The organism is Paenibacillus sp. J31R109 (assembly GCF_059692055.1).
In genome coordinates this window covers 108,671-123,468 of record NZ_JCAUAR010000015.1, presented here as the reverse complement: position 1 = coordinate 123,468, position 14,798 = coordinate 108,671, and the positions used below count along the sequence as shown (strand labels likewise).

The window sequence follows — 14,798 nt, the reverse complement described above, 5'->3', positions numbered from 1 at the left end:
TTATTGACTAATAAATTACAAAATAATCATTTAAATGCTTGAACTCTCTATCCTCCAAAATCTTTGCTATTTCAAACTTCCCGTATGATGATGCGATAATCACTTTATTAGAAGTTATTTCATTGGGTGAGATAACCTCTTTACCCAAAAGACTATTCCCGACTACTGACAAGTTTGAGTCAATAAAATAGTTAGCTTCAACACCGAAAATATCTAGTAATATATTGTGAGTTTCACGACCTAAGTTACCTGTTCCCCAAATGGCTATCTTACGCGTATCTTTGTTAATGAAGGTATTGATATCATCTTTTTTAATTTTTATAACACTACTCAATATCGATTCAACTTTATTTGATGTTACAGAGCTATCCGAAATTCTAACATGAACGAGCACATCATCCATTTTTGCAAGTTTGTGGCATTGTTTGTTCAAACTATAGAAAACAAAATAGTCTTCCCCAACCCTCATCTCAGTGGGATACCCGATCTTTTCTATATCTTTTTTCCGTACCATAATCGTAGTATGCACAAGAGAACAGTACCAGTATAATTCTTTTTCAATATCTTCCATTGTTTTCTGCGCATTCAGTTGTGTTTCATATGCTGCTTTTAGATCCTTGTATCTCTGCGAACTTTCTACATTTTCGTTGTCCGGGAAATAATTAATATTTGATGAAACCAAGGACACATTTTGATGCGTGTCGAGGTAGCTAACCTGCTTAGCCAAGCGATCTAGTTCGCTAATATCGTCTGCATCTAACTTCGCAAAGTATTCTCCTTTTGCCTTTTCCAAAGCAAAATTGTTAGCATAGCCTACTCCTCTATTAGATTTCAATCTATACTTGTGAATACGTGGATCTGTATAACTTTGAATAATATCCCAAGTAGAATCTATAGAAGCATCATCTACAATGATCAACTCAAAATCACGAAACGTTTGATTTAAAATGCTGTCAATTGCTTCTCTAATATCCTTTTCTCCATTATACACAGTCATACTAACGCTTACTTTTGCCATATTATCACTCGATTCATCTAGGATGCATAGTTTTAGAGATTTTAGCTTTACTAGCAGAGCGACTTCTTAAACTCATGAAGCAAATAGTCGATTTTATATCAAAATACGCCTTACTTCTTTTATAGTAACTGCTGATCAAGAAACTCTTTAATATTTGAGGGTGAGAGTATTCTAGCCTGAAGTCCCATTAAGCGAATCTGGGCCTCAACCTCTTGTTGCCATTTTTGTGTTGAGATAAAAATGATATCAATCTCTCGATTCAATAATTCTGTAGGCGGATAAATCGTACACGAATAAGGGTGCATAAGCTCCCCGTGCTTACTTGTACTCCCATCCACGACGCAATCAATAAGCTTAGCTGCATCCCCAAGTTGAAGAAATAGAAGCTTTGTTATATCACCAGCGCCCCAAATTGCAATTTTTTTCTGAGCACTTAAATAGAACTTAACAATTTCTATCAAAAATTGAGCAGAATACTCATATGACGCCTTAAATACAGATGCTATAGCTACTCCCTCATAATCCTTGATCATTTTTTGTATAAACTTAGGTACTTTTTGAAGCTCTATAGATAGATCAATCCGTTCTTCACTCATATCAACCCCTAGTTGCTCACAATATAATATCTGATTAATTGCTTCTTTATAAACCTGAGTGCTGCTCATTGGATGATGAGTAAGCTTTGCAGAGAATTTTTTCCTGATTGATTCATAGTCGCTCATCACAGCGTTGTACCATGTTTTCAAACGAACACTGGAAAATTTATAAAAAGGATCAAGTGAACCACCTGCTGATAATTCAAGAAAATCTTTCAATACAGGATCGTTATACTTTTTTTGTGAAAACTTCACGCCATTGCTATAGCTCATATTAAAGTTTACTAACGGGGCTTCAATATAATAAAGACGATCGAAATAAGCTAACTGTACATACATCGACGAATAGTCCGGCGTGTATGCTTGACAAAATGATACATTTTGTTCCTTACACCAGTCAATTACAGATCGATGACACCAAGAGAAAATCATCTTAGGTAATATTGGATCTATGTGATTTTGCGATTCGTGGAGAAACATTTGAATCACTTCAGTGCTTGAAAACGAATATACCTTTGGATTTTCACATTCAATGAGCGATTGGCTGCTTTCGTTCACTTCATATCCCATAACTATTATTTGTGCATCACTTATAGTTTGTGTAACTCGATATACTTGCTCAAAAGCATTAGATACATAAGAAGCTTTATCTTCAAGTATCGTAATGTAAGTACCAAGTGCGTATTCGATTCCTTTTTGCCAATTATCATGCATTGCTAATTCGCCAGTTCGAATATATCTAACTTTCTCATTTAAATAAGGTTGTACAACATCGTACGTATCGGACGTTGTATCATTATCAACAATAATAAGTTCCCAATCTGAAAAAGATTGATCCAACACGCTTTTTATTGCTTTTTCAACAATCGTGCTTCTATTTCGAGTCGGCAAAACAATTGATAATAAAGGTGCTTTACTCATTTTACACCACTCCCACTATAAAGTTTACTTTCTCATTAATTCTCAATATTTCAACATTGACATCTTATGTGGTATTGTTATAGAAATTAGCATACACCTTATTTAATGCATTGACGTAAGCAGGAACAGAGCTTGTAATCGTTTAGATTCAAAACTGTGAAAATTGGATAAGTTGCATGGTTTGATCTACTCACTCACTCCTATGTCACACACGGTCTTTGCACTTACATTCCTTTGGTCGTGTGAATGCCCATTTATGCGGCTTATATCTCCATTATAGTGTGTAGTTTTTTGGCATCTCCGGTACTTCGTTTGCCATTGTAATACACAAATAAATTAGTGGAAGAATCAGGTTAATAGCTGTTGATTTAAGCGGCTCTCTGATACATGCTGGTTTGATGAGCAATCAACACCATTGCATTGTATGCCTTACTCAGCTGTAAAATACAATGAAACACCAATGCTGCCCTTAAACGAGAACGTTCTCGTTTACTTATCCCCGTCTGCTTTTGCGCTTACTTGAAATATTCCCTACGAGACTAAAGCCCGCCTTATGTTCTACCCTCATTTTACGCTTCAAATAAAAGAGCCCCTTTCTGTATGTGGGTTTTTGTTCAACCAGAACATTTTCCAGTCTACTAGGGGCTCTTTTATTCATTCAAAAGCTCAATGACTTACTCCATTACAGGAATGGCTGATAATTTATCACTATTAAGACTTTTTTATTTAAACTTAAAAGAATATTAGTCTTACATTAATATATAAATCCCATGACCTATAAAAGTTACTACCAAGGGATTACTTATACTTTTATTTAATTTTAATTCAAAAACTTAGAATACAGAACAGCATGAGAAATTGTGTGCTTTTATTTAATACACTGAAATTGGCAACACTTCCATTGACATTATTATTACTGTTTGATGAACTCTCAGTGCACAATCTTTTTTAGTACTTAAAGAAATTTGTTTTTATAAGTCTTCAAATCACACAATATGAGATATAGGAATCAAACGAAAATCTTTCAATACTTATATTACGAATGCCTAATATTTCATCTACTGCAAGTGTCTCTCCAGGAAACATCTTTGCATTCAATTCGTCAAAGACAATGATAGCACCCTTAGGCATGCGGGGCACAAAAGTCTCTAGAGCAGCCTTCGTGGGCTCATACAAGTCAACATCCAGATACAACATGCTCACAACAAGTTGAGGATTATCGGCTAAATAAGCAGGGGCTGTCTTACACAAATCTCCTTGAATTAACTCGACTTTTGGTATATGTGAAAGTGGGCGATTCGTGTCATACAAATCTATAGCTCTTTTTACATCATCAATAGCAGAACCCTTTAGACCACCAACATTTAAGTGTGAGGAATTCCCTTTTTGGCTATCTTTCTCGTGAATACTTGGAAATCCATCGAAGGTATCAAAACCAATAACTTTTCTAGTATGATTTGTTGGTTCAAAAATGGATGATAACTTTGCATAAGTCAAAAGTCCACCACCGTGTAAGACTCCACACTCGATAATAGAACCATTTATTGGTATGATTTTTTTAAAAATTTCATATCTTGCTAGAAATTTTGCCATGGCTTGTCTTGAGGAGAATTTTGGAAATGCGTCCACTTTATCCGCGATACTTCCTTCAGCCTGCATGAAAACATCTTCCATAAGCTTAAATTGATCAATATCTTTTATTGACTGATTTTTAGGTTCTCTAATCATTACTAGCACTTCCATTTCATATGTTTATTTTATCTAGAGCTCATAAAGTTGTCCCATTGCTGTATTTACTGGTTTTGAAGGGTCTGTGTACCTTGCTTGAATCGAATATCTTATAGAATCTGACAAATTTAGATTGGATGAATGGAGGAGTAAAGAATTAAAGAAAAGCACGTCACCTTTATTCATCTCAATCATACGAATTTCATTGCTAAATATATTGCTTGGCACCCATTTTTTTAATCCAATTTTCATGTCATGATCTAGGATACCTAACTTGGCGGATTTAGGCATGACACTTAAGCAACCATTGTTAAAACCAACATTCTGAAGTGGAATCCAAGCTGTAATAATATCTGTGTTTCCTTTTACATAAAAATAATCTTGGTGCCAGTGTGCCATTTCCAACGTATTTAATGGCATATCAATTCTAAAAGGGATTTTTTCAAAAATCGTGACTTTCCCCCCAAGAAGTGTTTTAACAGTATTGACTACTGAAAAATGAGTCGAAATCTCATGTGACCATGGTTTTTCTCTGATTTTGTCATATATGTAAGACTCAATATGTTTATTTTCTTTAAAGAAATCGACAATCTCTCTCCCATGAGGATCAATAAATCTAATGCCAGTAATCTCATAAACAAATTGGAGGTAATTGGTTAAAAATGTGTCCACAGATACATCTGGAATGCAGTTCTTAACTAAAATAAAACCATTGTTTTTATATAATTCAATTAATGGCGTTTCCATAATAAATGACCTCCTTCATCCTTGCTTCAAGTTATTTTCTCACCCTTTTCAACCATGCAGCAGGCCAATGAGTAATATTCTCCGTCAATTCACTCTCATTAAAAGGCCAATTCGGTTGAAATAGTTGATATTCAGGGTGTTTTTCGAGAAATTCCTCGACTGCGCTAACAGGGTTATCCTGTTTCCAATTTACTTCTCCGCGTGGAGTATCATACAAATCCTTCATAATTCCATCTGTAACAACAATATATGATCCTTCTGAAACCAACTCATGATAAGCTTCTAGCTCTTTGGCTACATGCTCCTTCGAGTGATTAGAATCTAGTAAAACCAGCACTTTTTCACCATTTTTAATTAAGGACTTAACTTTGCTTAGTGTTGTTTCTTGTACAGAATCGCCCTCTACCAATGAAATAAATGAAGATAATTCATGATTTTCAATTTCTTTACGATTGTTCTGGCGTATTTCAATATCAACACCAATGATTCTTCCGTGATTCATTGCCCTACTTAAGGTTGCGTAAAAAATCAGAGACCCGCCATGTGCAACTCCCGTTTCAATGATAACGTCCGGCTTTAACTCATAAATAACCTCCTGAATACGTATCATATCCTCAGGAAGTTGAATAACAGGCCTTCCCATCCATGAAAAGGTGTAGCTATATTTCTCATTCCAACCCACTTTTACCCATAGATCCGAAATAACTTCGAAAGCTTCTTTAGAATAGAGTGGACGTTCAATTAATTGGTGTTCTGATTGCTCAATGAGTAATCTTTTCTCAGTATCAATGGTTATTCTCATTATAGGTCTCCAATTCAATCAAATTTACTTTTATATTATGCTGCTGTACTAAGCGTTCTATTTCACCTTTGTAATTCAGATTCATTACAACTACATTGGAAACATTAAAGTATTCTAACTGAGTAATACCTACAATTGGATGGCCCGTTCCAGGCAAATACCTTCCTTGCTTGGCTGGATTAATATCCACGATACAACTGATTAGTGTACACTCTGGATCTAACAGATTTGCGATGGTCACACCTTTGGCACCTGCTCCCCAAACCGCGATATCTCCAAGTAATTTCAATGATTGAAGCGTATCTTTCCATTTGCTAGTTACAACTAATTCATTCTGAGTAAATCTTTCAGCTATCTGATTAGTTTTTCTTGAATCAATTTCCGAAACCGACTCCTTAACATCACCTAATGTCGCTTCCATCCATAAATACTGTCCTTTGAATATATGAGTAACTCGTTCAGCTTGAAAACCAGCTCTTTCAAAAGCGGTTGTTAGAGAGCTTTTCGTAAAATAGGAACAATGTTCATAGAAAAAATCCCAGTAAACTTGATTTTCCAATATCCAATCCACACATGGAGTTTCAAAAAACAATTTAGTATTTGTACTAGAAAGTAATGTTCGCCGAACAGTACTCAATAACTGTACAGGAGTTTCTATGTGTTCAATTACATGCCTACATATCACTATATCGGCATTAATCTGAGCATATTTTCCATCATAAAATTCTTTTATGAAGGTCAGTCTTCCACCCTCGCAATCATTATCCCCCTCGTAGCTAGGGTCAAAACCAAAACCCTTAACATTGGGGTTAGATTGCACTATACGTTTAATGAAATCCCCCTTGCCACAACCAATTTCGATTACAGTACAGCTCTTATTTCCAACTAATTCGGATATACGCTGTACAAGGTCATTGACATATTGATTGAAAAAAGGGGAACATGTTTGAGAATTGTTATATTCGGAGCTATAGTTCATTTTCGCAAGGTCGAAATCTCGATTAAACACAAATCCACATGAATGACAAACATGTAAAGAAAGGTCTCCACGGTTTATGTTTCGCGCACTCACTTTACTCTTCATTAGTAAATTTTGGTGTACAGGCACTCCTTCTCTTTCTAAAAAACATTTAGTTTCTATAGATTCACAAATTGGACATTGAGGGATAGAGCGCATGCTTCCTCCTAAGACAACTGATTTTTCCACCAATTAATTGTATTTTCCAAACCGGCTGGCAGTGAAATCGAAGGACTCCATCCCGTTTCACGAGTAAGTCTTTCATTACTTCCAACTATAAGAGATGGTTCATTTAAAGAGGATTTAATAGTTCCAAGCTTAACTAGCTCTTTCCTTTTTAGTTGCGTAGCAACTCCCAGAACGATCTCACTTAATTTTATAGGCAGACCAGAGGATATATTTACTGCCCCGTGGACTTTACTATTAAGTAAAGATATGAAGGCTTTCGCCACGTCGCTAACGTGTAGAAAATCCCTGAGTTGATTCCCATGTGTACAATGCGCTTCCTCATTCTTTAATAATGAGGTTACTACAGAGGAAACTAGCTTATCCACATGCTCATAAGGTCCATATAAGAAAAAGACTCTTCCCCAAGCATAGCTTAAGCTTACTTGTTTGGCATATGATTCTAGAATACCCTGAAGATGATTTTTACAGGCCGCATAAGGAGTTGAATAACTCAGTGGTGTTATTGTCTCTTGTAAATAGCCATAGTTCCAATCATATTCAGCACAACTCCCTGCAACAACAACTCGTTGTCCGCCAGACCTATAGAATTCTTGAACCAAATAAATACTGGCTTGCAACCACTCAAAATTCTCTAAAGAGGACCAATACTCTTTGGGCTTTGTATACCATGCTAAATGCAGTAAATGTGTAGGCCTAACTTTATCCAGCAATGAAACTACTTGTTTGCGATCCATTAGATCAATATGATGATATTGCACATTAGATTCATCGATTTGCCGTAGTAAATCTCTAGTAGTCCCGTGAACTTCATATTCTGTATTTGCTAACTGAAGTATTACGTTTCTTCCAATAAAACCATTTGCTCCAGTTACTAGTACTCTTTTCATAATGGGTACCCCAGATAACTTCTATCTTTTTCTGAAATAATACTATTTCCCATCTCAGGCCACTCAATCCCAAAAACCGGATCGTCCCACCGTACACCTCTCGAACATTCAGGATAATAAACCTCACTCATCTGGTAAAATACTTCCGTATCATCCTCTAATGTTTGAAATCCATGAGCAACGCCCTCTGGAACGTATAGCATCGTTCTATTATCCGCAGTTAACTCGACTGAGATCCACTTCTTATATGTCTCTGAATAAGGACGCAAATCAACGATAACATCGTAGATAGCCCCTCTAGTACATCTGACTAGCTTGGCTTCCTCGTGAGGTGCACATTGATAATGCATACCTCTTAATGTCCCTTTTTTCCTGTTATAAGAAATATTACACTGAACCAAATTAGGATTCATTCCTCGTACTCTAAACTCATCTTGGCACCATGACCTTGCAAAAAAACCACGTTCATCCTCTAGCTTCTGTAACTCAATGACATATGCACCCTTAAGAATTGTTTCCAGGAATATCATCTATAACACCGCCACTTCAGGAATAGGAACGACAAATTTCCCTCCCCAACTGTGGATGTGGCTCATCTGAATAATAATTTCATCTTTAAGATTCCAAGGCAGAATAAAGACATAATCAGGCTTTGTTTCTGCGATTTGATTCGGGTCATAAATTGGAATATGTGTACCCGGCAAAAACAATCCTTGCTTATGAGGACTGCGATCTACGGTGTAGTCAATAAAATCAACACCTACTCCGCAATAATTTAAAAGCGTGTTTCCTTTCGCGGGAGCACCGTATCCGACGATGGTTTTACCCTCATTCTTAGCTTTAATGAAAAATTCAAGAATTGCGCGCTTCGTCCGCTTTACGTTTTCCGCAAATTCTGTATATGTGGATATATCCAAGATTCCGTAATCCACTTCTTTTTTTAATAAATCGCTTATCCGGCTACTAACCGGATGTCTTCCCGTTTCCTCATGTTGCGCATAAATGCGAATAGAACCTCCATGTGTAGGGAGCTCTTGAACATCAAACACGGTTAATTTCTTTGAGGCAAAAATCTTCTTCACAGTCATAAGTGATAAGTAGGAAAAGTGCTCGTGATAAATAGTATCAAATTGGTTTTCCGACATCAGACGAAGAAGATGCGGGAACTCCATCGTTATAATGCCATTAGGTTTTAGTGCAATTGCCATACCTTCTACAAAATCGTGAAGATCCGGTACATGGGCTAAAACATTATTACCAATCAACAAGTCAGCTTTTTTACCTTTTAATGCAAGCTCAGTTGCTGTCCTCCTGCCAAAAAAATCAACCTGCGTAGAAATCCCCTTCTCTTGAGCAACTTTGGCTACATTCGCTGCTGGTTCAACTCCTAGAACGGGAATGTCCTTTTCCTTAAAATATTGCAGTAGATACCCATCGTTACTAGCGATTTCAACGACTAGAGAGTCCCTTGTTAAAGTGAAGGCAGATGTTATCTCATTCACATAATGTCTCGCATGCTCAAGCCAACTATCTGAATATGAACTGAAATAGGCATAATCACTAAAAATATGCTCAGCAGATTCAAATTTCTCTAATTGGACTAAATAACATTCACCGCAAACGTATGCATGTAGTGGGTAGTAATTTTCTTTTTTATTTAACGCATCCTTGTGCAAATAAGAGTTAGACATCGGCGTCATTCCTAAATTGACACAAGTCTCGGTTAATTCTGTATCACAAAAACGACATTTTTTATTATTCATAAGATTTGCTCCTTAGCTTTGAGCACTTAGTTTCTCATACTTCTCAATTTGTCCTAGAGTTACTTGGAGCATGTTTTCTTTACATTGGAACTGTCGAGTCCAATCTATAATCCACTCTATGGTTTCATCACTTGAAAGAAGCGATTTCCAATTCAGTAGGCTGCGCGCTTTTGTGCTATCCAATCTTAGCGTAGCGGCTTCATGGAGCGTTTCGCTCGTATTATGAACCACCTGCGTGTTATTCCCGCCCCAAAACTCTATCATTTTACAGGCTAGGTCATTCACTGTCATTTCCCCAGCGTGAGAAGGCCCGAAATTCCATCCACCAGATAAATACTTAAAATCCCACAACTTTTCAGCCAACAGTATATAACCACTTACTGGCTCAAGCACATGCTGCCATGGTCGAACAGCATTCGGACTACGCAGAATAATATTTCTACTCTCAGATAATGCATGTAGGATATCTGGGACTAAACGATCTGCTGCCCAGTCACCACCGCCAACAACATTCCCCGCTCGTGCAGAAGCAATGGCAATCTCTCTAGTTCCGAAAAACGAATTATAATAGGCGGATGTTACTAATTCAGAACAGCCTTTACTCGCACTGTATGGATCGTATCCACCCATTGGATCAGTTTCTCTATAAGGCCATATCCACTCTTTGTTGTCGTAGCATTTATCGCTAGTCACGTTTATAAATACTTTAACACTTTCTTGCTGCCTAACAGCTTCTAGGACCGATACAGTCCCCATAATATTAGTTGAAAATGTGGTAACAGGATCTACATAGGAAGGTCGAACCAAGGATTGCGCCGCTAAATGCAGTACGATGTCAGGCTTTTGTTCATTCATTACTGATCTTAAACGTTCTACATCTCTAATATCGCCATTAATCGTAAGGTATCTGTTAGCTAAACCAACAGTTTCAAATAGGTTGGGTTGAGTATTTGGTATCAAGGAGTATCCCGTAACCTCAGCCCCTAATTTCGTTAACCACAGCGATAACCAACTTCCTTTAAAGCCAGTATTTCCGGTAATAAGCACTTTCTTTCCGTACCAGAACGTTTGCTTCATGACCATACCTTCCAGGGTGCTTTCCCAGATTCCCACAGTTCCTCTAACTTTACTTTATCTCTTAACGTATCCATAGGCTGCCAAAAGTGATGATGGCGATAAGCAGATAACTGTGAATCTTTAGCCAGATTCTCAATCGGTTGTTGTTCCCATGATGTTTCATCATCCGATATATACTGGAGAGCTGCGGGCTCAAGAACAAAAAACCCACCATTCACCCAAGCTCCATCGCCCATAGGCTTTTCCTCAAATGAGGTGACCATATTGTGATCCATATCTAACGCTCCGAATCGCCCCGCAGGTTGAACTGCTGTAACAGTAGCTTTTCTTTTTTGCTCTTTGTGTAATTGAATAACTTCCGCAATGTTAACGTTACTTACACCGTCACCATAGGTAAAACAAAACGTCTCGTCACCGATATATTGTTGAACTCTTTTTAATCGACCACCGGTCATTGTATGTTCACCTGTATCAACTAACGTTACTTTCCAGTTCTCCGCATTGTTCTGGTGAACTTCCATGCTATTTTTAAGCAAATCAAAGGTTACATCCGACGTATGGAGAAAGTAGTTAGCGAAGTACTCCTTAATTACGTATCCTTTGTACCCTAGACAGATAATGAATTCATTGATTCCGTAGTGTGAATACATTTTCATGATGTGCCATAATATTGGCTTTCCACCAATCTCAATCATCGGCTTTGGTTTCAAATGTGTCTCTTCACTGATTCGTGTGCCTAGCCCTCCAGCCAGAATGACCGCTTTCATTAGTATCCTCCCTCACCATTTGATGATCATCGTATTATTTCATCGGTAATTTCATGCCGTTATGTAATAGTTTAATACCTTTTTAACCGCCTCAATAACAGAGTAGGCATCTTCTTCAGTCATTTTAGGGAATAGTGGCAATGTAATAACTTCCTCATACCATTTCTCAGCAATTGGACAAAGGCCTTTTTCGTAACCTAAACCTTGATAATAGGGATGAAAATATACAGGAATGTAGTGAATGTTCACACCAATATTCTCTGCTTGCAATGCTTTAAAAATTTGTTTACGGTCCGCACTTAATTTCTCGAGATTTAGACGCAAAATATAAAGATGCCAACTGGAATCCGTATCCGCGAGCTGAAACGGTGTTATTGCACCGTCCAAGTGTTGGAATTCTTCATTGTACATTTGGATCAATGCTTTTCTGCTATCTACGAACTCATCGAGCCTTTTTAATTGAGATATGCCCAAAGCAGCCTGAATGTCGGTCATTCGGTAGTTATAACCCAGAGCAGTCATTTCGTAGTACCAAGGTCCTTTATCTTCGGCGATATCTTCCCGCGTAATCCCATGTGAACGAAATAACTTCAGTTTCTTCGCATAATCAGCATCGTCTGTAACAATCATGCCGCCTTCACCTGTTGTAATGTGCTTCACTGGGTGAAAGCTAAACATGGTCATATCCGCTAATGATCCGACTTTCTGACCTTTATAAGTAGCACCTAGTGAATGCGCGCTGTCCTGGATAATTGTAAGATTATATTTATCCGCAATTTGCTTGATTTTGTCCATATTTACAGGTTGTCCAGTAAAATCTACGGCCACGATCGCTTTAGTCTTTGGGGTGACTGCAGCTTCTATTAAATCAGGATTAATATTATAGGTTTGGTCATCAATATCCACAAAAACAGGTTTAGCCCCCATATACAGTGCACAATTAGAACTGGCAGCGAAAGTAATTGGCGTGGTAATGACTTCATCTCCCTGTTCAATCCCACAAGCAAAACAAGCCGCATGAAGTGCAGCGGTACCATTAGAAAATGCAACTGCATATTTTGCGCCTACGTAATTAGCAACCACAGCTTCAAAATCTGCTATCTTCGGCCCTTGTGTTAGAAAATCAGAACGTAAAACTTGGATGACCTCGTTAATATCATCGTCATTCAACCATTGCTGTCCATAAGGTAGCATTTTACTTCTCACTGAAGTACCACCATTGATTGCTAGCTCCATGTCTTTCCCTCCGGTACAAATCGAGTCACCTTATATAAGGTGACTCGTTTTAATCCATTCTTCTGTTCTCCTGATTCCTTCTTCTAAAGTGATTTCAGGTGCCCAGTTCAATAGCTTTTGCGCTTTTTCGTAGTTACATAGCAATTTTTGAATTTCACTTTGTGGATGAATGTGCGTCACGTGCTTAATTTTAGATGGATCTTGTATAATTAGAAGCGCTAAATCATTAATCGATATATCACGACCAAGTCCAGCATTTACGATTTGACCATTCACTTGATCAGAGTAACCAGCTTCCACAACAAATCTTGCACAATCTTCAACATATAGCAGATCGCGTGTTTGTAGGCCATCCCCATAAATATTCAAATCTTCACCTGAAAGCTTTCTTTTAAGGAAGATGGCAACTACACCACCTTCACCGCCCGTCTTCTGAAATGGCCCAAAGGTGTTGAACGGACGAATGACAACAGTAGGTAGTTTATAGGCATGGTAGTAGGAAATGACCATATTTTCAGCAGCAATTTTTGAACCAGCATAAGGGGACGCCGGGCTAATTGGATGTCCTTCTGTGATTCCGGCTTCATCCGTACAAGCTGCATACACCATACAGGTACTCATAAATACCATTTTCACCTGATGCTTACGGCATTGTTCTAGGACAAAGAAAGTTCCAAGTGTATCATTATTAAACGTTGTTCGAGGATCATCGATAGAGTCTTGAACGTTGATTGAAGCACCCAAATGATAACAAATGTCAAATTGGCACTCCGAAAAAAGTTGTTCTAGTAACGATTCATCTTTAATATCACCGATTATAACCTTGACCAAACCATCGTTACCTTCAAATTCCTTTAGGTTGTCCGCGCTTCCATTGGAGAGATTATCAAGTATCCACAATTTGTGACCATCGTCGAGCAATCTTTTGGCAACCCATCGCCCTATAAATCCTGCGCCACCCGTTAGTAATACATTCATGTCATTCCATCTCCTAAATGATTGAATCAATTAATTGCTTGATTTCCCTTTTTGACAGCACTGGTTGGTCAATTGAACTGTATGTCATACATTTTGCAGGCCTTGCATTTTCCAAATGATATTCTTTAAATGGAGAAGGGATAAGGAACATATCTTGAAGTTCAAGTGCACTCTTTGACTCTTCCAAAGTCATAAGTTCCTCATACATTTTTTCGCCTATGCGGGCTCCAGTCGTTTTAATCTTAATTTTCGAAGGATTAACTCCATACTTGTCCACTACAAGTTCAATGATACTATCAATTAAATCACCGATTTTTAACACCGGCATTTTTAAAACAAACACTTCGCCGCCTGTGGCTACTTCCATAGCTTTTAACAGTAAGTCAGTTGCTTCTGTTAGGCTCATCATAAACCTAGTCATTTCTCCGTCAGTTAAGGTGACTTCCTTACCTTCTAGAACCTGCTGCTTGATTAAAGGGACTACAGAGCCACGAGAACCCAATACATTTCCAAAACGTACAGCAGCGAAAACAGTTTTATTAGAACCTTTATGATAGTTTGCTGCAGTAATTAAACGTTCCGCCATTAATTTAGAAGCTCCATACGTATTTGTGGGAGAAATAGCTTTATCCGTACTTGTTAATATGACTTTTGAAACGCCGTTAGCCATCGCTGCCTGAATGACATTTTGCGTTCCAATAATATTGGTTTGAACCGCTTCAAACGGATTGTACTCACAAGATGGAACATGTTTCATTGCCGCACAATCAAACACAAAATCAATGCCTTCCATAGCCCGAACAAGCCGCGAACCATCCCTAACATCACCAATAAGATATCGCATCTGATTATGGTTCTGGTATTCTTGTTGCAGTTGGAATTGCTTATATTCATCTCGACTGAGTATTCGTATAACTTTAGGTGAACATTTTATTAGATGTTTAATTAAGGATTGGCCAATCGTGCCCGTTCCACCTATGATTAATATAGACTTTTGAAAAAACATGTTATTGATACTTTCATTATATGTCATGTTGCCTTCACCTCAAAGATCTATATGCCTTCATATTA

The 14,798-nt window shown here is 37.7% G+C and carries 14 protein-coding genes; all 14 read right to left on the bottom strand.

All coding sequences use genetic code 11. The features are described 5' to 3' along the window. Positions 1-7 precede the first annotated feature (7 nt). The gene (locus AC58QT_RS27845) at positions 8-1,018 is read right to left on the bottom strand and encodes a glycosyltransferase family 2 protein (RefSeq protein WP_497411842.1); all 1,011 of its coding nucleotides are present in this window, start codon (positions 1,016-1,018) and stop codon (positions 8-10) included. A 119-nt stretch (positions 1,019-1,137) separates the two neighbouring features. After that, the gene (locus AC58QT_RS27840) at positions 1,138-2,535 is read right to left on the bottom strand and encodes a glycosyltransferase family 2 protein (protein WP_497411841.1); all 1,398 of its coding nucleotides are present in this window, start codon (positions 2,533-2,535) and stop codon (positions 1,138-1,140) included. A 981-nt stretch (positions 2,536-3,516) separates the two neighbouring features. Next, the gene (locus AC58QT_RS27835) at positions 3,517-4,263 is read right to left on the bottom strand and encodes a TylF/MycF/NovP-related O-methyltransferase (protein ID WP_497411840.1); all 747 of its coding nucleotides are present in this window, start codon (positions 4,261-4,263) and stop codon (positions 3,517-3,519) included. Positions 4,264-4,296: 33 nt separating this feature from the next. After that, on the bottom strand, positions 4,297-5,010 hold the full coding sequence (locus AC58QT_RS27830; RefSeq protein ID WP_497411839.1) for a phytanoyl-CoA dioxygenase family protein: 714 nt from the start codon (positions 5,008-5,010) through the stop codon (positions 4,297-4,299). A gap of 31 nt (positions 5,011-5,041) precedes the next feature. Next, positions 5,042-5,812: a cephalosporin hydroxylase family protein gene (locus AC58QT_RS27825; RefSeq protein ID WP_497411838.1), complete on the bottom strand. Its 771-nt coding sequence runs from the start codon at positions 5,810-5,812 to the stop codon at positions 5,042-5,044. Beyond that, on the bottom strand, positions 5,796-6,989 hold the full coding sequence (locus AC58QT_RS27820) for a class I SAM-dependent methyltransferase (protein ID WP_497411837.1): 1,194 nt from the start codon (positions 6,987-6,989) through the stop codon (positions 5,796-5,798). Before AC58QT_RS27820 ends, AC58QT_RS27825 begins: the two co-directional genes overlap by 17 nt. Before the next feature lie 8 nt (positions 6,990-6,997). After that, positions 6,998-7,906, bottom strand: coding sequence for an NAD-dependent epimerase/dehydratase family protein (locus AC58QT_RS27815; protein WP_497411836.1), 909 nt, complete (start codon positions 7,904-7,906; stop codon positions 6,998-7,000). Then, a complete protein-coding gene (rfbC, locus tag AC58QT_RS27810) occupies positions 7,903-8,436 on the bottom strand; it encodes a dTDP-4-dehydrorhamnose 3,5-epimerase (RefSeq protein ID WP_497411835.1) in 534 nt (177 codons plus the stop codon). Before rfbC ends, AC58QT_RS27815 begins: the two co-directional genes overlap by 4 nt. Continuing rightward, positions 8,437-9,669 carry a methyltransferase domain-containing protein gene (locus AC58QT_RS27805; RefSeq protein ID WP_497411834.1) on the bottom strand — a complete coding sequence of 411 codons (1,233 nt, stop codon included), beginning with the start codon at positions 9,667-9,669 and terminating at the stop codon, positions 8,437-8,439. It abuts the gene before it with no gap. A 12-nt stretch (positions 9,670-9,681) separates the two neighbouring features. Next, the gene (rfbG, locus tag AC58QT_RS27800; protein ID WP_497411833.1) at positions 9,682-10,746 is read right to left on the bottom strand and encodes a CDP-glucose 4,6-dehydratase; all 1,065 of its coding nucleotides are present in this window, start codon (positions 10,744-10,746) and stop codon (positions 9,682-9,684) included. Further along, positions 10,743-11,513 carry a glucose-1-phosphate cytidylyltransferase gene (gene rfbF / locus AC58QT_RS27795; protein ID WP_497411832.1) on the bottom strand — a complete coding sequence of 257 codons (771 nt, stop codon included), beginning with the start codon at positions 11,511-11,513 and terminating at the stop codon, positions 10,743-10,745. The genes rfbG and rfbF overlap by 4 nt, the downstream gene beginning before the upstream one ends. 51 nt (positions 11,514-11,564) lie before the next feature. Next, positions 11,565-12,749: a UDP-4-amino-4,6-dideoxy-N-acetyl-beta-L-altrosamine transaminase gene (gene pseC / locus AC58QT_RS27790; protein WP_497411831.1), complete on the bottom strand. Its 1,185-nt coding sequence runs from the start codon at positions 12,747-12,749 to the stop codon at positions 11,565-11,567. A gap of 30 nt (positions 12,750-12,779) precedes the next feature. Further along, entirely contained in the window at positions 12,780-13,727 is a 948-nt protein-coding gene (locus AC58QT_RS27785) for a dTDP-glucose 4,6-dehydratase (protein ID WP_497411830.1), read from the bottom strand. A 13-nt stretch (positions 13,728-13,740) separates the two neighbouring features. Further along, positions 13,741-14,733 (bottom strand): SDR family NAD(P)-dependent oxidoreductase, encoded by a 993-nt coding sequence (locus AC58QT_RS27780; RefSeq protein WP_497411877.1) that lies wholly within the window; start codon positions 14,731-14,733, stop codon positions 13,741-13,743. Positions 14,734-14,798 lie beyond the last annotated feature (65 nt).

Bases quoted from the DNA above. Each gene is read 5' to 3' on its own strand.
- AC58QT_RS27845 (WP_497411842.1), bottom strand. From the start codon at position 1,018: ATGGCAAAAGTAAGCGTTAGTATGACTGTGTATAATGGAGAAAAGGAT.
- AC58QT_RS27840 (WP_497411841.1), bottom strand. From the start codon at position 2,535: ATGAGTAAAGCACCTTTATTATCAATTGTTTTGCCGACTCGAAATAGA.
- AC58QT_RS27835 (WP_497411840.1), bottom strand. From the start codon at position 4,263: ATGATTAGAGAACCTAAAAATCAGTCAATAAAAGATATTGATCAATTT.
- AC58QT_RS27830 (WP_497411839.1), bottom strand. From the start codon at position 5,010: ATGGAAACGCCATTAATTGAATTATATAAAAACAATGGTTTTATTTTA.
- AC58QT_RS27825 (WP_497411838.1), bottom strand. From the start codon at position 5,812: ATGAGAATAACCATTGATACTGAGAAAAGATTACTCATTGAGCAATCA.
- AC58QT_RS27820 (WP_497411837.1), bottom strand. From the start codon at position 6,989: ATGCGCTCTATCCCTCAATGTCCAATTTGTGAATCTATAGAAACTAAA.
- AC58QT_RS27815 (WP_497411836.1), bottom strand. From the start codon at position 7,906: ATGAAAAGAGTACTAGTAACTGGAGCAAATGGTTTTATTGGAAGAAAC.
- rfbC (WP_497411835.1), bottom strand. From the start codon at position 8,436: ATGATATTCCTGGAAACAATTCTTAAGGGTGCATATGTCATTGAGTTA.
- AC58QT_RS27805 (WP_497411834.1), bottom strand. From the start codon at position 9,669: ATGAATAATAAAAAATGTCGTTTTTGTGATACAGAATTAACCGAGACT.
- rfbG (WP_497411833.1), bottom strand. From the start codon at position 10,746: ATGAAGCAAACGTTCTGGTACGGAAAGAAAGTGCTTATTACCGGAAAT.
- rfbF (WP_497411832.1), bottom strand. From the start codon at position 11,513: ATGAAAGCGGTCATTCTGGCTGGAGGGCTAGGCACACGAATCAGTGAA.
- pseC (WP_497411831.1), bottom strand. From the start codon at position 12,749: ATGGAGCTAGCAATCAATGGTGGTACTTCAGTGAGAAGTAAAATGCTA.
- AC58QT_RS27785 (WP_497411830.1), bottom strand. From the start codon at position 13,727: ATGAATGTATTACTAACGGGTGGCGCAGGATTTATAGGGCGATGGGTT.
- AC58QT_RS27780 (WP_497411877.1), bottom strand. From the start codon at position 14,733: ATGTTTTTTCAAAAGTCTATATTAATCATAGGTGGAACGGGCACGATT.